Below are 18,774 nucleotides of genomic sequence, written 5' to 3' on the forward strand. Positions count from 1 at the left end.
TCAGCCTTCGACGCCGAGGCGCTCCAGGATCAGTTCCTTGACGCGGCCGGCGTCGGCCTGCCCGCGGGTGGCCTTCATGACGCCGCCGACGATCGCGCCGATCGCCTGGACCTTGCCCGCGCGGATCTTGTCCGCGACGCCGGGCTGCGCGGCGAGGACCGCGTCGATGGCTTCGAGCAGCGGGCCGTCGTCGGAGACCACGGCGAGGCCGCGCTTCTCCACGATCTCCGCCGGGGTGCCCTCGCCGGCGAGCACGCCGTCCAGGACCTCGGAGGCCATCTTGTTGTTGATCTTGCCGTCCTCCACCATCTTGTTCAGCTCCACGATGGTGGCCGGGGCGACGCCCAGCTGGCCGGGATCGACGTCGGCGTTCTTGGCACGGCCCACGATCTCGCCCATCCCCACTTGCGGGCCACGGTGGCGGTGGCTCCGGCGGCGATGGTTTCCTCGATCTCGTCCAGAACGCCGGCGTTGACGACGTCGCGGAACTCCAGGTCGGAGTAGCCCCAGTCGGCCTGGAGGCGCTTGCGGCGCGCGGCCGGCGGCTCGGGCAGGGTGGCGCGGAGCTCCTCGACCCACTCGCGGGAGGCGACGACCGGCACCAGGTCCGGTTCCGGGAAGTAGCGGTAGTCGTCGGCGTCGGATTTGGGCCGGCCCGACGTCGTGGAGCGGGTGTCCTCGTGCCAGTGGCGGGTTTCCTGGATCACCGGCTCGCCGGAGTCCAGCACGGCGGCGTGCCGCTGGATTTCGTAGCGGACGGCGTGCTCGACGGCGCGCAGCGAGTTGACGTTCTTCGTCTCGGAGCGGATGCCGAAGCGTTCGCGGCCGTGCGGGCGGAGCGAGACGTTGGCGTCGCAGCGCACGTTGCCGCGTTCCATCCTCGCGTCCGAGACGCCGAGGTTCTTCACGATTTCGCGCACCGCGGCCACGTAGGCCTTGGCCAGTTCGGGGGCGCGGCTGCCGGCGCCCTCAATCGGCTTGGTGACGATCTCGACCAGCGGCACGCCGGAGCGGTTGTAGTCCACCAGAGAGTAGTCAGCGCCCTGGATGCGGCCAGCGGCGCCGCCCATGTGGGTCAGCTTGCCGGCATCCTCCTCCATGTGCGCCCGTTCGATCTCGACGCGGAACACGGTGCCGTCGGCGAGCTCGATGTCGAGGTACCCGTCGTACGCGATGGGCTCGTCGTACTGCGAGGTCTGGAAGTTTTTCGGGGTGTCCGGGTAGAAGTAGTTCTTCCGGGCGAAGCGGCAGGTCTCGGCGATCTTGCAGTTGAGCGCCAGGCCGATCTTGATCGAGGACTCGATCGCGGTCTTGTTCACCACGGGCAGGACGCCGGGAAGCCCCAAGTCCACCTCGTTGACGTTGGTGTTGGGCTCGTCGCCGAACACGTTGGGTGCGGAGGAGAACATCTTGGTCTTGGTGTTGAGCTCCACGTGAACCTCGAAGCCCAGGACGGGATCGTACTTCTCCATCGCCTCTTCGAAGCTGAGGGTTGCGTCAGACATTAGTGGGAACCTCCGTGGCTCAGGGCGGCGCCAGCCGCAGAAGAAGCAGGCGCAGAAGAAGCAGCCGTCAGGGATGGGGCCTTCGCGAGCAGCGGGCCGCCCCACTGCGCCTCGAGCAGGGATTCGAGCACCGCGCCGACGCGGTACAGCCGCGCGTCCTGGCGGGCCGGGGCCAGCAGCTGGACGCCGACCGGCAGCCCGTCCTCGTCGGCCAGTCCGCCGGGCAGGGACAGCCCCGGGACGCCGGCCATGTTGGCGGGGATGGTGGCGACGTCGTTGAGGTACATCGCCAGCGGGTCGTTGAGCTTCTCGCCGAGCTTGAACGCCGTGGTGGGCGCCGTCGGAGAGATCAGCACGTCGGCCTTGGCGAACGCGGCGTCGAAGTCGCGCTGGATCAGCGTGCGCACCTTCTGGGCCGAGCCGTAGTAGGCGTCGTAGTAGCCGGCGCTCAGCGCGTAGGTGCCCAGAATGATGCGGCGCTTGACCTCGTCACCGAAGCCGGCGGCGCGGGTGGCACCCATGACGCGTTCAATCGTCATCGGGCCCTCTTCCGGCAGGACCCGCAGGCCGAACCGGACGCCGTCGAACTTGGCGAGGTTGGAGGAGGCCTCCGACGGCATGATCAGGTAGTAGGCGCCCAGGGCGTACTTGAAGTTGGGGCAGGAGACCTCGACGATTTCCGCGCCGGCTTCCTTGAGCAGCTCCAGGGATTCGTTGAAGCGCTTCTCGACGCCGGCCTGGTAGCCCTCACCGTGGAGTTCCTTGATGATGCCGATCTTCATGCCGCGCACGTTGCCCACCGATGCGGCGGCCACGAGGTCCTCCAGCGGGTCCGGCAGCGAGGTCGAGTCGTGCGGATCGTGCCCGCCGATGACCTGGTGCAGCAGGGCGGAGTCCAGCACGGTCCGGGACACCGGGCCGATCTGGTCCAGCGAGGACGCCATGGCGATCGCGCCGTAGCGGGACACACCGCCGTAAGTGGGCTTCACGCCGACGGTGCCGGTGACGGCGCCGGGCTGGCGGATGGAGCCGCCGGTGTCGGTGCCGAGGGCCAGCGGGGCTTCGAAGGCCGCGACGGCGGCGGCGGAACCTCCGCCGGAGCCGCCGGGGATGCGGTCCAGGTCCCAGGGGTTGTGGGTGGGGCCGAAGGCGGAGTGCTCGGTGGAGGAGCCCATCGCGAATTCGTCCAGGTTGGTTTTGCCCAGGATCGGCATCTTGGCCGCGCGAAGGCGCTTGACCACGGTGGCGTCGTAGGGGCTGTGCCAGCCTTCGAGGATCTTCGAGCCGGCCGTGGTGGGCTGGCCGACGGTGACGATCAGGTCCTTGACGGCGATCGGCACACCGGCGAGGGCGTGGAGTTCTTCGGCCGCGGCGCCGCCGGCGGCGCGGATCGCGTCCACCTCGGCGGCGACGGCCAGCGCCTCGTCCGTGTTGACGTGCAGGAAGGCGTGGACCTTGCCGTCGACGGCGGCAATGCGGTCCAGGTGGGCCTGGGTGACCTCGACGGCGGACACCTCGCCGGCGGCGAGCTTGGCGGCGAGCGTTGCGGCGGAGGAGCGGATCAGTTCGTTGTTCTCAGTCATGGTCTTAGTCCTCATCCAGGATTGCCGGGACCTTGAAGCGGCCTTCGTAGGCGTCGGGGGCGCCGGAGAGGGATTGCTCGGCGGTGAACGTGTGGCCCACCACGTCCTCGCGGAACACGTTGGTCAGCGGAATCGGGTGCGAGGTGGCCGGGACGTCGTCACCGGCGGCTTCACTCACGGATTTCACGGAATCGACGATGACGGCGAGTTCGCCGGCCATCCTGTCGAGCTCTTCAGCACTCATCTCGATGTGCGCGAGACGCGCGAGATGCGCGACGTCGTCGCGGTTGATCGCAGCCATGGATCTCCCCTGCAAGGTACGGATTATTTTCCGTCCCAGTCTACGTGGGTTGAGCTGCTGTTACTTTCCGACGCCGGGCCAAACAACGCGGGGTCAGCTACGGCCCATCCGGAGGTCCCGAATGGGCCGTAGGTGACCCCGCGTTGCTTGTTGGTTTGGTTAGCCGATGCCGATGGCTCCGGTGAGGACTCCTACTCCGAGCATCACCAGGGAGATGACGGCGGTGCGCCAGAGGACCTTCTTGTGGTGGTCGCCCAGGTCCACCTTGGCCAGGGAGACCAGGAGGAGGATGGCCGGGACCAGCGGGCTCTGCAGGTGGAACGGCTGGCCGGTGATGGAGGCCCGGGCCATGTCGGCTGCGCCGACGCCGTAGTGGCCGGCCGTCTCGCTGAGCACCGGCAGGACGCCGAAGTAGAACGCGTCGTTGCTCATGAAGAACGTCATCGGGATGCTGAGGACGCCGGTGATGACGGCCATGAAGGGGCCCATGTCGGCGGGGATGATCGCGACGAGCCATTCGGACATGGCCTTGACCATGCCGGTGCCGTTGAGGACGCCGGTGAGGACGGCCGCGGCCATGACCATGCTGACGACGGCGACGATCGAGGGTGCGTGGGCGATCAGCTGGGCGGCCTGGTCCTTGACCTTCGGGAAGTTGACCAGCAGCGCGATGGCGGAGCCGACCATAAAGACGAAGGGCAGCGGGATGATGTTGGCGACCAGCGTGACCATGACTGCCACCGTCAGGCCCAGGTTGAACCAGAACAGCTTCGGCCGCAGGGTGGCGCGGTTGGGGTCCAGTGCGGTGTCTGCCATGGCGGAATCGCGGTCGTCCACGAGGGTTTCGGTGCGATCCAGGACCGCGACGCCGGCGCCGCCGGTGCCGGGCTTGCCTGCGGTGCGGGTGGAACCGCCGTTGCCGGAACCGGCCGCCGTGCCGCCGTCGCCGTCAACCAGGGACTCGGCAGAATCCGGGACGCTCCAGATTTCCGGGGCGACGGCGCGGAGGCGGTTGCGCTCCTGCAGGCCGAGCAGCCAGGAGAAGGCGAAGACCACAACGAGGCCGGCAATCAGCGACGGGATCATGGGGACGAAGACGTCGTTGACGTCGAGGTTCAGTGCGGTGGCGGCACGGGCCGTGGGTCCGCCCCAGGGCAGGATGTTCATGGTGCCGTTGGCCAGGCCGGCCACGCAGGTCAGCACCACGGGGCTCATCTTGAGGCGCAGGTACACGGGGAGCATGGCCGCGGTGGTGAGGATGAAGGTGGTGGAGCCGTCGCCGTCGAGGGACACGGCCGCAGCGAGGATGGCCGTGCCGAGGACCACCTTGGCGGGGTCGTTGCCGAGCTTGCGCAGGATGAACCGGACCAGCGGGTCGAAGAGCCCGACGTCGATCATGAGGCCGAAGTAGATGATGGCGAACATCAGCAGCGCCGCGGTGGACGTCATCGACTTCATGGAGTCCATCACCATGGGGCCGATGCCGAGGCCTGCGCCGGCGAAAAGCCCAAAGACGGTGGGGACGATGATGAGCGCCAGCACGGGCGTCAGTTTCTTCGTCATGATCAGCACCATGAACACCGCGATCATGGCGAATCCTAGTAATACCAGCACGGCCGGCTCCTTCTTCATTGAAAGGCACCACCCCGGTGTGATGCGCACTACAGACGTTAGAGTGGCGCACGTCACGGCTGGGTCTTTGCCTCATTTGATTGGCATACTGCTTGTTGGACGCATTTTGCGCATTCTGCTCACATTTGAAGGAGGGCCACCGTGGCCAGCGTGACCGGCAGGGCTTTGACCGGGCGCCCTCCCCTGCGCTTTTCCACCCAGACCCTGCTGCTCCAGCTGGCGGTGGTGGCGCTGGTGGTGCTCCTGACCAGCGCCGTCCATGCCTGGCTCACCTACGACCGGCTGGGCCGCGAGGCGGAGAACCAGGCCCTCACGCTGGCCCGGACCGTGGCGTCGGACCCGGACGTGCGGGCGCAGGTCCAGCAGATCAGCGCCCTGCCCGGAACACCTCCGGCCGCCGAACTGCTGGCCGGGCCCCTGATGGCCGCCGCCGAGGGCGCCCGCACCCGCACCGGGGCCCTCTTTGTGGTCATCACCGACGAGACCGGCCTGCGTTTGGCCCACCCCGACGCCGAACGGCTCGGCGAGCGGGTCAGCACGGACCCGTCCGAGGCCCTGGCCGGCAGGGAAGTCACCACCCGGAACACCGGAACGCTCGGCCCCTCGGCCGGTGCCAAGGTCCCGGTGTTCGCCCCGGACTCCGGGACAGTGGTGGGCGAGGTCAGCGTGGGCTACTCCACCGAGACCATCGGCCAAAGCCTGGCCCGGGACGTCGTCCCGATTGTCCTGACCGCCGCCGGGGCTTTGCTCGTGGGGCTCTTGGCCTCGTTCCTGCTCCGGCGCCGGCTGCAGCGGCTCACCCTGGGCCTGGAGCCGGAGGAAATCAGCACCCTGGTCCACGACCAGGTGGCGGTCCTGCAGGGCGTTGACGACGGCGTGATCGGCGTCGCCGCGGACGGCCGGATCAGTGTTTTCAATGCCGCGGCGCAACGCCTCCTGGACCAGCCCGATCTCACCGGAACGCCGTGGGCCGGGGCGCCGGTGCCGGAGGCGCTGCATGCTCTGACGCGGGCGGACGCCGCGGAGGGCGACGCGGTGGAGCTGGTGGCCGGGGGCCGGGTGCTGGTGGCCAGCGCGCGCAAGGCCCTGCACGGCCGCGAGGACCTGGGCTGGGTGGTGATGCTGCGGGACCGGACCGAGCTCCAGCAGCTGACCCGCCAGCTCGATGCCGTGGGCACCATGTCCACCGCGCTCCGGGCGCAGCGGCACGAGTTCGCGAACCAGCTGCACACCATCGCGGGGTTCATGAGCATCGGCCAGCACCAGCAGGCCCGCGACTACCTGGCACGGCTGGCCGCCACCGGGCCGCTGAAGTTCCCGGTGGACCAGGCCGAACTGCTGCAGGACCCGTACCTGCAGGCCTTCCTCGGTGCCAAGGGCGTGGAAGCGGACGAACGCGGGGTGATCCTGCGGCTCGGCCCGGAAACCCTGGTCCGCGGCCAGGTCACCGAGCCGCAGGAGGTCACCACGGTCCTCGGCAACCTGATCGACAACGCCGTGAACGCCGCCGTCGCGGGTTCGGCGCCGGAGCGCTGGGTTGAGGTGGAGGTGCTCGACGCGCCCGGCACGGGGACCGACGGCGGCACGCTCCATATCGTCGTCGGGGATTCCGGGGACGGGCTTCCGGCATCCGGACCGGACGGGACTGGACCGGACGGGGTTGGACCTGAGGCGGCCGAAGCGGTGTTCACGGAAGGATTCACCACCTCGGAACGGCCGGCCCGCGCCGGGGCCGGGCACGGCCTGGGGCTGGCGCTGGCCCGGCAGCTGGCGCGCCGCCGCGGCGGGGACGTGCGGGTGCTGGACCCGGGCTCCCCCGGCGGGCCGGGAGCGGTGTTTATGGCCACCCTCCCGGGGACCACGGCGCCCACCGAGAAGAAACCCAGTGAAAGGGACAACGATGCCTGAGGACTTCAGGGTGCTGATTGTGGACGACGATTTCCACGTCGCCAAGCTGCATGCGGCCTATGTGGATTCGGTGGCGGGATTCCTGGCGCTCCCGCCGGCCGGATCGGCGTCGCAGGCGCTCCAGGCCATCCACAGCCTCCGCCCGGACCTGGTGCTGCTCGATGTGTACCTGCCGGATGCGTCCGGCCTGGATCTGCTGCACCAGCTGGACGTGGACACCATCATCCTCAGCGCCGCCTCGGACACCGCCTCGCTCCGGCTCGCGTTCCGGCGCGGAGCCCTGGGGTACCTGCTGAAGCCGTTCACGGCGGAATCGCTCTCCCAGCAGCTGCGCTCCTACGCACGGTACCGGCGGATCCTGGCCCAACCCGGGAACGTCGCCCAGGAGACGGTGGAGCGGGCCAAGCGCGCGCTCATCCCGGGGGACGTCATTGCCTCGGCCAAGCCCCGGTCCGCCACGGAGGCCGCCGTGCTGGAATCGCTGGAACCGGGCGAGCAGTATTCCGCAGCCGAGGTGGCCACCCGGGTGGGCGTTTCCCGGGCCACCGCCCAGCGGTACCTGTCCGCGCTGGCGGACGACGGCGCCGTCGACATCCAGCTGCGCTACGGCACCACCGGGCGGCCCGAGCACCGCTACGGGCTGCCCCCGGCAGCCGGCATCTGACCCCCGCCCAGAAAAGCAACGCGGGGTCACCTACGGTCCATCCGGAGGCCCCGGACCGGCCGTAAGTGACCCCGCGTTGGAGTCAGCTGGCGCTTTTCTGGGCGACCAGTTCGATCTCGACCAGCATCTTGGGGTCAAGGAACGGGAGCACGTGGACCAGTGCCAGGGTGGGGCGGATCTCGCCGAAGACTTCGCCGTGGGCGCGTCCGGCTTCCTCCCACTGGCTGATGTCCGTCAGGTACAGCTTGGACTGGACGACGTCGGCGTAATCGAAACCGGCGTCGGCCAGGACTTTGCCCAGTTTGTCGAGGATGTAGCGGGTCTGGGTGTAGAAGTCCTCGCCCACCACGCCGTCTTCGCCGCTGGCGGCGGTGGCGGAAATGTAGAGGGTGTTGTCCACCTGGACCGCTCTGGAGTAGCCGACCTTCTGTTCCCAGACGGAACCGGTGCCGAATGTCTTGCGCATGGAAGTGCCTTTCGCAGTGTGGCGGAGAGTCGGCACCACTCTAGGGCGGCGGGACCCCGACGGCGGCAAACCGGCGGAAATGTGTCGGCTACGGGCGTGGCTGGTCCGCCGCCGCCGTCGTCTCACTGTGGTGTCGGCGTGCAGGGGGCACATTGGCGCGGACACGCCGTGAACTAAGGCGCCGTCGTCGAATACTGCTCCCAAAGTGCCCCCGGACTGCAGCTCGCGGCGCGCGATACGGCATTAACCGGTCAGCTGCTGATGTCCCGGTTCTCGCGGAATGCGTTGCGGCGGGCGTGCTCGTGGACGCGGCTGAGGGCCTCGATCTGGGACCGGGCCTCGGCGCCGAGCCTGGCGAACGTGGCCGGGTCCAGGCCGAGGTCGGGGGCCAGCTCTTCCAGGGTCTGCCAGCCGCCGAGCTTGCCGAGGATCGCGGCGCGCATCAGTTCGGCTTCGAGCACCATGGTCATCGGGGAACGGCGGACGATGCGGCCGTTGAGCTTGAGCCGGCCGGCGTGCTCGGCCAGCCAGGCCGCGGCCTGGCGGTGCGGGCGCTGCTTCACGCCCAGGTCGTGGATCAGGTCGCGGAGCATGTCCCGTTCCCGCGTGATTTCCCCGCTGACCCGCGAGAGGTCGGCGGACACCGGGGTGTCGGCGAACGCCTCAGCCATGCGCTGGATCCGGGACACACCGGCGGTGGCGCCGGTCAGATGGTCGGAGAGGTACAGGCCGAGAAGCTTACCGTCGATTGAGCCTGGGATGTGCGGTGCCATGGATCCTCCAGAGTGCCTTTGCCAACGTCTTTGGTTGACCAAAACCCTACACGGCGCCGGCCGGGATGCACCGGAAATACCGGCGCGGGGGCCCTACAGCTCCTGGCGGTACACCAGCAGTCTGATGTCCGTGTCCGGCACCAGCCAGTCGCGTTCCGGGGCCCGCTGGAAGCCGGTCTTCGCGTAGAGCCCGTGGGCGCTCTCCCACGTCAGGCCCGTGGTCAGAGCCACGGCGTTGATCCCGGGCAGCGACCGGGCGTGGTCCAGGATGGCTTCCACCATGGCCCTGCCGGCACCGCTGCGCTGCACGGCCGGGTCCACCACCAGCATCCGGAACTCCAGCTCGTCGCCGAGGGCAATGTCCGCATAGGGCTCCCCGGCCACAGCCAAGGTCACAGAGCCGACGACGCTGCCGCCGCGTTCGGCGACCCAGATGGTGGCCGCGGCCGCGCGCCGGGCGACGTCCTGGATCTGCCGCATGTACGGGTGGTCGGCGCTCTCGAAGTAGCCTGCCGCCAGGTAGGCGTCCCGGGTGATGCGCGCGATGGCGTCGTAGTCGGCCGGAACTGCGGGTCGGATGAGGATCTGGGGATGCACCTGTCAATGTTACGGGCGGTGACGGCCGCCCGGCACCGGAACGGCCGTTTCCGTGACTGAACTATCAGAAGAACCCGGCACCCGGGTGTGCGGCCCGGGCTGGGCCAAAAGACTGCCGGCGGTCCGATTCCGCGACCGGTTGCCTCCGTCCGGGGGCACTTTGGGCGACGTGTTCGACGTCGGAGCCTTAGTTGACGGCGTGTCCGCGCCAAAGTGCCCCCGGAACGCCGCGGCCCCGGGTGAGCCGCTGGCCGAGGGTCGAGGGCGGCATCAGCGGCCGGCGCTCCTCTGCTGTGACCGGTTGCCTCCGGGGGCACTTTGGGCGACGTGTTCGACGTCGGAGCCTTAGTTGACGGCGTGTCCGCGCCAAAGTGCCCCCGGAACGCCGCGAGCCGCCAGCCGGCCGCCAAGTCAGAGCGGGAACTTGCCGGAGAGCTCCAGGGTTGCGGCGCAGGTCCAGGCCGCGAGGCGATCGTCGTCGGACGGGCCGCCGGCCAGCGGGCTGGTCAGCCGCGGGCGGCGCACCCAGCAGCCGGCCTCCTCGGCGATCAGGGCGCCGGCGGCGAAGTCGTGTTCGTTCAGGCCCCGCTCACCGTAGGCGTCGTGGGTGCCGTCGGCCACGAGGCAGAGGTCCAGGGCGGCACTGCCCAGCCGGCGGACGTCCGCGAAGCCGTCCATGAGGCTGCCCATGGCGCCGGCTTGTTCCGCCCGGACGTCCGGGTCGTAGCTGAATCCGGTGGCCAGGATCTGTCCGGTGCGCCCGGCGACCGGTCCGGCCAATTGCGTGCGCCGCCCGTTTTCCTCAAGCCAGGCCCCGTGGCCGCGCAGCGCGTAGTACACCCGGCCCAGCGCCGGGGCGTTGACGACGCCGGCCAGCCACACGCCGTCGGGGTCCGCCACCGCCACCGATGTGCCGTAATAGACGATGTTGCGGATGAAGTTGGTGGTGCCGTCGAGCGGGTCGATGGACCAGCGGTAGCCGCTGGGTTCCGCGGGAAGGACGGTGCCGCCTTCCTCGCCGGTGATGGTGTCAAAGGGCCTGGCCGCGGTGATGACATCCCGGACGGCGGACTCCGCGGCCAGGTCGAAGGCGGTCACCCAGTCCCCGGAGTCGCCCTTGTTGCTGACGTCCAGCTCGGCGGCGTTCCGGCCGGCCAGGACAGCGGCGCCGGCGGCAGCCGCCCGTTGCGCGAGCTCGAGCAGGGCGGCCGGCAGGGCGGCACTGTCCGGGAGAATGGCGCTCATTCGGCCGCGGCTTCCAGCTGGTCCTCTGCCGGCTCCCCCGCCCCGGCGGCGCCCTCCGCCGGGCCGTTGGCCAGCAGCTCGCGGAAGCCGTCCTCGTCCAGGACCGTCAGGCCGAGCTGCTCGGCCTTGTCCAGCTTGGTGCCCGCGTTCTCGCCGGCCACCACGTAGCTGGTGTTCTTCGACACCGAGCCAGCCGCCTTGCCGCCGCGGACCAGGATGGCTTCCTTCGCCTCGTCCCGGCTGAAGCCCTCCAGGCTGCCGGTCACCACAATGGTGAGCCCTTCCAGGGTGCGCGGCGTGGACTCGTCGCGCTCGTCCTCCATCCGGACGCCGTCAGCCGCCCAGGTGTCCACGATCTCGCGGTGCCAGTCCTCGGCGAACCATTCGGTGAGAGCCGCCGCGATCACGGGCCCGACGCCGTCGACGTGGGCGAGTTCCTCTTCCGAGGCCTGCCGGATGGCGGCCATGCTGCCGAACGCCGTCGCCAGGGCGCGGGAGGCCCGCGGGCCGACGTGCCGGATGGACAGCGCCACCAGGACACGCCACAGCGGCTGGGTCTTGGCCTTCTCCAGTTCGCGGAACAGTTTCTCGGTGGTGGCCGTGGGCTTGGACGGCGTCTTGGCCGTGCCCTTGCTGAAGAAGTACGGCACCAGCTCGAACTCGCCGGTGGCCACGCCCTTGGACCGCTTTTCCCGCCGGATCCGCACCCCGGCGAGGTCAGCGGGCGTCAGGCGGAACAGGTTCGCCTCGGTGGTCAGCGGCGGGGTGTCCGGTTCGGCCGGCTGGGTGAGGGCGATGGCCGCCTCCCAGCCCAGGGCCTCGATGTCGAAAGCGCCGCGGCCGGCCAGGTGGAACACGCGTTCGCGCAGCTGCGCCGGGCAGGAGCGGGAATTGGGGCAGCGGATGTCCACGTCCCCTTCCTTCGCCGGGGCCAGCGGGGTGCCGCAGGCGGGGCACTCCGTGGGCATCACGAACTCCCGGACCGGCGGCTCCTGCTGGTCCCGCAGCGCCAGGACGGGCCCGACGATTTCCGGGATGACGTCCCCGGCCTTGCGGAGCACCACGATGTCGCCGATCATCACACCCTTGGCCTTAACCACTTCCTGGTTGTGCAGGGTGGCCATTTCCACGGTGGACCCGGCCACCTTGACCGGTTCCATCACGCCGTAGGGGGTGACGCGGCCGGTGCGGCCCACGTTGACCGCGATGTCCAGCAGTTTGGTGTGGACTTCCTCAGGCGGGTACTTGTAGGCGACGGCCCAGCGCGGAACCCGGGAGGTGTAGCCGAGGGCCCGCTGGGTGGCGAAGTCGTCGACCTTGACCACAATGCCGTCGATTTCGTGGGTGAGGCTGTGCCGCTTGTCGCCGTAGCGGGTGATGAACGCCAGCACGTCCTTGAGCCCGGGCAGGACCTCGAAGTACGGGCTGGTGGGCAGCCCCCACTCCGCGAGCCGCCGGTAGGTGTCCGACTGGCTGACGGTGTCCAGGCCCTCGCGGGCGCCGATGCCGTGCACGTACATCCGCAGGGGCCGCTTGGCGGTTTCCGCCGGGTCCTTCTGCCGCAGCGAGCCGGCGGCGGCGTTCCGCGGGTTGGCCAGCGGCGCTTTGCCGGCCTCGATCAGCGCCTCATTGAACTCGGCGAACGCCTTGGACGGGATGAACACCTCGCCCCGGACCTCCATCTCGGCCGGGAAACCCTCCCCGCTGAGCTGCTGCGGGATCTCCTTGATGGTGAGCACGTTGTGGGTGATGTCCTCCCCCGTGGTCCCGTCGCCGCGGGTGGCTGCCCGGATGAGCACCCCGTCGCGGTAGAGCAGGTTCACGGCGAGCCCGTCGATCTTGAGTTCGGTGAGCCAGGCAGGGGTCCCGTTGCCGAGCTTGCTGATGTTGGCCTCTGCCTTGGCGATCCACGCCTCCAGCTCGTCGAGGGAAAAGACGTCCTCCAGGCTGTACATCCGCTGCAGGTGTTCGACGGCGGCAAAGGCGGCGGACACCTCGCCGCCCACCTCCTGGGTGGGGGAATCGTTGGCCACCAGCTCCGGGTGCATGGCCTCGATGGTTTCCAGCCGCCGGTACAGCTCGTCGAACTCGGCGTCCGAGATGATGGGCGCGTCCTCCTGGTAGTACGCAAACCGGTGTTTGCGGACCTCCTCGACCAGGACCTCGTATTCCTCGCGCACGGCCTCGGAGGGCGTGGCGGTCTCGGCTTCAGCTGCTGCGTTCCCTGTGCTCACAGACCTATCCTGCCTTAGATCGCCGACATTGTCCGGTCAGGATTCGCGGGGCGCTGCGCGGCCCGGGCCGGGCTTAATCGGTCCGGGCTTGATCGGGCCGGTCCCGGCTTAACCGGGCAGGGCCCGGACGCGGGTGCGTCCGGGCCCTGCGGCGGAAAGCCAGCTGAATGGCACGGCTTAGCGGGAAGCGTTCTCCTGCTCGGTGGCGTTGCGGCTGGCCTGCTTGCCGGCCTCCTGCAGCGCCTGGGAGACCTTCGCGAGGGCCGCCACGTGCTGGCCGTTCCACTCGCTGCGGAACTTGTCGGCGTCCGGGCCCTTCCAGTCGGTGCCCTCGAGCACCTTGGTCAGCAGCGACTTCTGCTTGTCGATCTCGGACGAACCGGACTGCAGCTTGGTCCCCAGCGTCTTCAGCTGAGCAATGTCAGCACCCCAAATAGCCATGCGTTATCTCCTTCTGTCGTCAGTGAAACGGACCCGTTCCAGGTCGGCGTCCCCCAAAGGCCCCCGGTCGTTCCGGAAGATCCAGTGCCCCCAAACTATCCTGCCCGGCCAAACAGTGTCGATGGGGACCCCTCCCCATCTAGTTCCGGTTCTCCGGCGGCAGCGCCACCTGGAGCTTGCGGACCTTCCCGCGGCCCACAATGTAGCCGCGGCCCGGGATGAAGTCGGTGCTGATCCGGCCCAGCGAGGTGCTGAGCAGGCTGTCGCCGTCGATGTCCCCGGGGTTGAGCAGCAGGCCCCGGCGGCCGGACTTGAACGGCTGCGCCAGGGACCACGCCGAGGACCAGGTGGAGGTCTCGGACTCGCCCACCACCCACTGTTCGGCCTTGATCGAGGAGGTGATGAGCCGTTCGATTCCGGATTCCGCGCCCGTGTCGGTGAAGTCGGTCAGGCCCTCGATGAAGATGGCCAGCTTGCCCGGCGTGCCGGTCGAGTAGTCCACCAGCTCGTCCAGGGCTTCCTCGACGTCGTCGGCGCCCACCACGGAGCGGTCCCACAGCTTGAGGGACGCGGCGGCCGAGCGCCGGGAGCCCAGGTAGATCAGCTCGACGCCGGGGTTGGAGCGGCGCAGCGCGTACGCCAGGGTCACCAGTGCCACGGTGCGGCCGGAGCCGGGAGGGCCTGCCAGCAGCAGCGGGCCCTTGGCCAGGATCTCGGCCGGCTGGAGCGTCTCGTCGTCGACGCCGATCACCGGCAGGTCGGGGCTGCCGGCGGGCAGGATCTCGAGGTCGATCTGGTCCGGGAGGCGTTCAATCCGCGGTGCGCGTTCCATGCCCTGGCGGAGCATGGCCTCGGCGAGCTTGTGCACCTCGCGGGCCTGCACGGCCAGGTTCGAGTTTCCGCCGAGGACCGCGAGTTGCACCTCGTGGCTGCCCAGCAGGCCGCGGCCCGGAGGCGAGGCCTGGCCCAGCACATCCTTGGGCACGTCCATGGACAGGTAGTCGTCCTCGGACGAAAGCCGCAGGACCAGCCGGCGCTGGATGGAGGCCAGCAGCGAGGCGGGCACCGAGTTGGGCCGGTCCGCGCTGACCACCAGGTGGATGCCCAGCGGGCGGCCGTCCGTGGCGAGCTGCAGGAAGATGTCCCACAGCGCTGAGAGCTTGCTGTATTCGTAGGCTTCGCGGAAGGCGGACATGCCGTCCACCAGCACGAAGATCCGCTTCTCCTCCGGCTGGTTCGCCAGGGTGCGGTACTCCACGATGGTCGACGCGCGGACCTCCGCGTACCGGGCGGACCGGTCGTCGGCGAGGTCCCGCAGCCAGCGCAGCAGCCGGCCGACGCGTTCGACGTCGTCGCCGTTGATGATCTCACCGACGTGCGGCAGCTCGTCGAGCATCTTCAGCCCCGAGGAGCCGCAGTCGATGCCGTAGACGTGCACCGGCCCGCCGCGCGGGGTGACCGCGGCGGCGATCGCGATGCCGCGCAGGGCGGCGGACTTGCCGGAGCCGCCCGTGCCGTAGATGGCCATGTTGCCGTCCTGGTCCGGCTCGTAGAACACCGTGGGCTGGTCCTGGTGCGCGGGGTCGTCCGCCACGCCGAGGAGCAGCCGTTCGTCCGTGCGGGGGTTCGGCAGCTTGGAGAAGTCGTAGGTGGTGGCGAGTTCGTCCAGCCAGGGTTTGCGGGGCGGCTCGATCGAGAGCACGTCGGCGGCCCGGATGATGTTCGCCGTCATGCGGGCGATGTCGTTCGGGCCCGCCGCTTCCTCCCGCACCGGGGTTTCCGGGGCCGGGGCGGCCCAGGCCGGGCCGGAGCCGAAGGCCATCTCGACGATCTCGATCTGCGGCCGCTGCGGCTTCTCCGTGGTCCAGCCGCCGGCGTACCCGGTCTGGAAGCCCTGGATCCGGCCGGGGCCGGTCTTGGCGGCACCGCGCCCGGGAATGGAGGGATCGAAGTAGGCTGCGGTGGGCACACCGAGGATGTCCACGGCGTCGTCCTCGTCGGCCATCCGCAGCGCCACGCGCAGGTTGGTGTTGGCGCGCAGGCTCTCCTTGATGACGCCGGCCGGGCGCTGGGTGGCCAGGATCAGGTGCAGGCCCAGGGAACGGCCTCGGGCGGCGACGTCCACCACGCCGTCGACGAACTCCGGCACCTCAGTGGCGAGGGCGGCGAACTCGTCCACGATGATGACCAGGTACGGCGGCGCTTCCGGGTCCGCTTCGCGCTGGAGTTCCAGCAGGTCCTTGGCCTTCTTCCGGTTCAGCAGCCGTTCGCGGTAGTGCAGTTCGGCCCGCAGCGAGGTCAGCGCGCGGCGGACCAGATGCGGGGACAGGTCGGTGACCAGGCCCACGGTGTGTGGGAGGTGCAGGCAGTCCGCGAACGCGGCGCCGCCCTTGTAGTCGACGAAGAGGAAGCTCACCCGGTCGGGGCTGTACGCCGCGGCCATGCCCATCACCCAGGACTGCAGGAACTCGGACTTGCCGGCGCCGGTGGTGCCGCCCACCAGCGCGTGCGGCCCCTCGTTCTTGAGGTCGAGGTAGAGGGGTTCGATGCCCTTGGACCCGACCAGCGCCCGGAGGGTGCCGTTGTCCTTGCGGTTGGGGACTGCGGAGGCGTGGACGGAGTTGTTTTCCGTCCAGCGCTCGGCCACGGCCGCCGGGTTGTCCAGGAAGTCCTTGCCGATCAGCGTCGCGTAGGAGACCGCGCGCGGCAGGTCGGAGTCGTCCTCCAGCGGCTTGCCGACGTCGACGACGGGCGAGAGCATCCGTGCCAGCTGGGCGGCGAGGCCGGCGTCAAGGCTTTCGCAGCTCACCGGGAAGGTGTGCCGGCCCAGCCGGACCTGGCCGGTGGTGGTGCCGTGGTCGCCGTCGACCGCCATGAAGTCCCGGCACGCGGCCGGAAGCTGCTGGACGGAGGAGGCCACCCACATCACGTGCACCCCGGAGTCCGGGCCGCGTTCGAGGACCCGGGTGAGCCGCCCGCGGTCCACGGGGGCGTCGTCCTCGACCACCAGCAGCACGGTGGGAACCAGCGGCTCGGGGAGGTCGGTGCTGAGCGGGTCGAGGCCGGGCCGCAGGGCCGGGCGGGGTTCCTGTGCTGCGGCCTCGCGCTGGTCGATCAGGTCCTCCAGCCGGGAGAGCAGCGCCGAGCCGCCCGCCGGTCCTGCCGCGAGGTGGTCGCCGCTGAGCGGGCTGTGGCCGGATCCGACGTGCGGGAGCCACTGCAGCCACTCCCAGCGGTCCTTCGACTGCGCCGAGGTGATGGCAGCCACCACCACTTCCGCGGGCGAGTGGAGCCCCACCAGCTGCAGCACCATGCCGCGGGCCACGTCGTCGACGAGGCCGCGGGAACCCGCGAGGCCGAAGGACCCGGCGGTGCGCAGCTGCGACACGATCGGCACACCTTCGATGTCCTGGAACTGCGCCATGCACTCGCGGATTTCGGCCTGGTACTCGGCCTCGGTGTCGTTGCTGCTGGGCTCCTCGAACTGGATCCGCGAGGGGGCGGTGCCGAGGCCGAAGCGCAGGCCCAGGAACCCGGTGTGCTCGGGCCGGTGGGTCCAAAGCAGCGGGCCCAGCTTGTAGATCGAGTCCACCGTGTCGCTGACCGAGGGTGCTTCCTGCAGCCGGACCGAGCGCTCCACGTTCTGCAGCCGGGTGATGTCCGTCCGGAAGGCGGCCATGGATTCGCGGAACTGCTTGAGCTGTTCCTTGCGTTCCCGCTTGGCCTGCAGCTTCTGGTCCACGTAGTGGCCCACGATAAACAGCGGCATCATCAGCATGAACACGACGGACAGCACGTTCTGCGTGACGGCGAAGAGGATGCCGCCCATCATCAGCGGCGCGAGCAGCATGATGTACGGGAACGCGTGGTGGTCCTGGCGTTTGGGCCCGACCGGGAGCATCCGTTTCTGCTGTTCGAAGCGCGGCACCACGCGGGGCGAGCGGTTGAAGTCGATCAGCGGGGAGGTTGGCCCGGCTCCGTGCCCGGTGCCCAGCTGCACGACGGCGACGGTGGTGTCGCCCAGGGCCACGGTGTCCGAGGAGTTCAGGGTGGCCCGGGTGACCGGCAGACCGTCCATCAGCAGGCCGTTGGCCGAATTCGTGTCCACGATCTCGACGCTCTCACCGACCGTGATGCGGGCGTGGCGCTTGGAGGTGAGCGGGTCCGTGAGCCGGACGTCGGCGTCGCGTCCCCGGCCGATGTAGCTGGTGCCGGACGGCAGCGAGAATTCGCGCCCGACGTCGGGCCCGGACAGCACCCGCAGCGTCGCGGCGGCCGGGCCGCGGTTGGCTGCCGGCGCCCCGAACTGCTCGCTGACCTGCGTCAGCGACACGATGGAACCGGGCCGCAGGCCGGATTCAAGCAGGTTGTCCCCGCGGTCCAGGGTGGTGCCCTTCAGTCCCCCGGCGGCGAAGGCTTCCTCGATGCTGAGGGAGAGGTTCGACGGCGGCGGGGTCCCCCGGCGTGCCGGGTCGGCGGCCCACAGCTGGGTGGCGATGTCCGCCACGGTGGCGAGCCCGTCCACGGTGACGGCCAGGTCTTTGGCCTCGGCTGGGTCGCGGCGCAGCGTCAGTCGGATTCTCACCCTCGGCCACCCTTCTTCTGGTCTGGGCTGGTGTTGTCCGGGCCTGTTTGGTCCGGGTTTGCGTCGTCCGGGGCGGATCCGCCGGTGCGGTACTTTTCCAGCAGGTACAAATCGGCCGGGGTCACCAGGTGCGAGGTGACGGCGTGCTCCACCAGCCGGGCACGGCGGTTGGTGGCGAGTTTTCCGCCGCCGCCGCGGAGGCCGGCCACGCCCACCCGGTCCAGCTTGTCGCAGACGTTGTCCAGCTTCCGGTTGAACCGGGTGAGGGCCCAGCCCAGGGTTTTGGCGGCGTCGGCGGAGGACGGGATGGCGCTGAAGCCGGTCCCCTCGCGGCGCAGGACGGGTTCGGCGAGGGCCACGATCAGCGCCTTCTGCGAGTCGGTGAACACCACCGGGCCGATAGTCGTGTCCCCGCCGCTGTCCTCCTCGCGCGATTCCTGCCGGAACGCCGGAGTCCGGAGGTGCACGGCGAATTCGTAGGTGGTGGGGCCGGCGGTGAAGATGACGTTCGTGTGGCTGAAGACCAGCGGGATCCGGGCCCCCGGCGACAGCCAGGCCTGCATTCCGCCGGACGCGTCGGCGATGGTCGCGGAGAGCATGCTGCCCACGTTGCTGAGCCACCAGATACCGTCGTAGCGGGCGATCTGCAGGAACTGCCGGTGCAGGTAGGGGTTGTCGTCCACCTCAAGGTCGCCCTCGCGGCCGATGCTGAAGATGTCCTCGTCCGAGGGCTCATGCCATTCGCCGCAGAAATCTATTGCCAGATCCCCCATCATCCGTACCTTTCCGGGAAGTCGTTGGTGTGTGGTGCCGGTGCCGTGCACCGCTGGATTGGTTGGC

At 69.7% G+C, this 18,774-nt stretch carries 13 protein-coding genes and 1 pseudogene; 2 read left to right on the top strand and 12 right to left on the bottom strand.

The window, feature by feature from the left end:
* The 4 genes and pseudogenes from gatB to ACTWQD_RS10280 form a co-directional block, all read right to left on the bottom strand.
* Positions 1 to 1,505 (bottom strand): annotated as a pseudogene (gene gatB / locus ACTWQD_RS10265) (Asp-tRNA(Asn)/Glu-tRNA(Gln) amidotransferase subunit GatB).
* Entirely contained in the window at positions 1,505 to 3,088 is a 1,584-nt protein-coding gene (gene gatA / locus ACTWQD_RS10270; RefSeq protein WP_443196029.1) for an Asp-tRNA(Asn)/Glu-tRNA(Gln) amidotransferase subunit GatA, read from the bottom strand. Before gatA ends, gatB begins: the two are co-directional and overlap by 1 nt.
* 4 nt (positions 3,089 to 3,092) lie before the next feature.
* Positions 3,093 to 3,389 (bottom strand): Asp-tRNA(Asn)/Glu-tRNA(Gln) amidotransferase subunit GatC, encoded by a 297-nt coding sequence (gatC, locus tag ACTWQD_RS10275; RefSeq protein ID WP_028272567.1) that lies wholly within the window; start codon positions 3,387 to 3,389, stop codon positions 3,093 to 3,095.
* 159 nt (positions 3,390 to 3,548) lie between these two features.
* Positions 3,549 to 5,003 carry a CitMHS family transporter gene (locus ACTWQD_RS10280; RefSeq protein WP_443196030.1) on the bottom strand — a complete coding sequence of 485 codons (1,455 nt, stop codon included), beginning with the start codon at positions 5,001 to 5,003 and terminating at the stop codon, positions 3,549 to 3,551.
* Between the two features lie 159 nt (positions 5,004 to 5,162).
* Between ACTWQD_RS10280 and ACTWQD_RS10285 the strand changes: the two genes are divergently transcribed.
* Both ACTWQD_RS10285 and ACTWQD_RS10290 read left to right on the top strand, forming a co-directional pair.
* On the top strand, positions 5,163 to 6,929 hold the full coding sequence (locus ACTWQD_RS10285) for an ATP-binding protein (RefSeq protein ID WP_443196031.1): 1,767 nt from the start codon (positions 5,163 to 5,165) through the stop codon (positions 6,927 to 6,929).
* On the top strand, positions 6,922 to 7,593 hold the full coding sequence (locus ACTWQD_RS10290) for a response regulator (protein ID WP_443196032.1): 672 nt from the start codon (positions 6,922 to 6,924) through the stop codon (positions 7,591 to 7,593). The genes ACTWQD_RS10285 and ACTWQD_RS10290 overlap by 8 nt, the downstream gene beginning before the upstream one ends.
* 82 nt (positions 7,594 to 7,675) lie before the next feature.
* On the opposite strand, the gene ACTWQD_RS10295 is transcribed toward ACTWQD_RS10290, so the two are convergent.
* From ACTWQD_RS10295 to ACTWQD_RS10330, 8 genes are all read right to left on the bottom strand, one after another.
* On the bottom strand, positions 7,676 to 8,059 hold the full coding sequence (locus ACTWQD_RS10295; RefSeq protein ID WP_443196033.1) for a RidA family protein: 384 nt from the start codon (positions 8,057 to 8,059) through the stop codon (positions 7,676 to 7,678).
* A gap of 251 nt (positions 8,060 to 8,310) precedes the next feature.
* Positions 8,311 to 8,832, bottom strand: coding sequence for a hypothetical protein (locus tag ACTWQD_RS10300; RefSeq protein WP_443196034.1), 522 nt, complete (start codon positions 8,830 to 8,832; stop codon positions 8,311 to 8,313).
* A 93-nt stretch (positions 8,833 to 8,925) separates the two neighbouring features.
* On the bottom strand, positions 8,926 to 9,429 hold the full coding sequence (locus ACTWQD_RS10305) for a GNAT family N-acetyltransferase (protein WP_443196035.1): 504 nt from the start codon (positions 9,427 to 9,429) through the stop codon (positions 8,926 to 8,928).
* A 411-nt stretch (positions 9,430 to 9,840) separates the two neighbouring features.
* Positions 9,841 to 10,674, bottom strand: a complete 834-nt coding sequence (locus tag ACTWQD_RS10310) for an inositol monophosphatase family protein (protein WP_443196036.1) — start codon at positions 10,672 to 10,674, stop codon at positions 9,841 to 9,843.
* Positions 10,671 to 12,908: an NAD-dependent DNA ligase LigA gene (gene ligA, locus ACTWQD_RS10315; RefSeq protein ID WP_443196037.1), complete on the bottom strand. Its 2,238-nt coding sequence runs from the start codon at positions 12,906 to 12,908 to the stop codon at positions 10,671 to 10,673. Before ligA ends, ACTWQD_RS10310 begins: the two co-directional genes overlap by 4 nt.
* A 177-nt stretch (positions 12,909 to 13,085) precedes the next feature.
* Positions 13,086 to 13,349 (bottom strand): hypothetical protein, encoded by a 264-nt coding sequence (locus tag ACTWQD_RS10320; RefSeq protein ID WP_066434496.1) that lies wholly within the window; start codon positions 13,347 to 13,349, stop codon positions 13,086 to 13,088.
* A 139-nt stretch (positions 13,350 to 13,488) separates the two neighbouring features.
* Positions 13,489 to 17,934 carry an FtsK/SpoIIIE domain-containing protein gene (locus ACTWQD_RS10325; RefSeq protein ID WP_443196038.1) on the bottom strand — a complete coding sequence of 1,482 codons (4,446 nt, stop codon included), beginning with the start codon at positions 17,932 to 17,934 and terminating at the stop codon, positions 13,489 to 13,491.
* A complete protein-coding gene (locus ACTWQD_RS10330) occupies positions 17,931 to 18,707 on the bottom strand; it encodes a hypothetical protein (RefSeq protein WP_443196198.1) in 777 nt (258 codons plus the stop codon). The genes ACTWQD_RS10325 and ACTWQD_RS10330 overlap by 4 nt, the downstream gene beginning before the upstream one ends.
* Positions 18,708 to 18,774 lie beyond the last annotated feature (67 nt).

This window comes from Pseudarthrobacter sp. 1C304, assembly GCF_052245515.1.
In the GTDB taxonomy this organism is placed as follows: Bacteria; Actinomycetota; Actinomycetes; order Actinomycetales; family Micrococcaceae; genus Arthrobacter.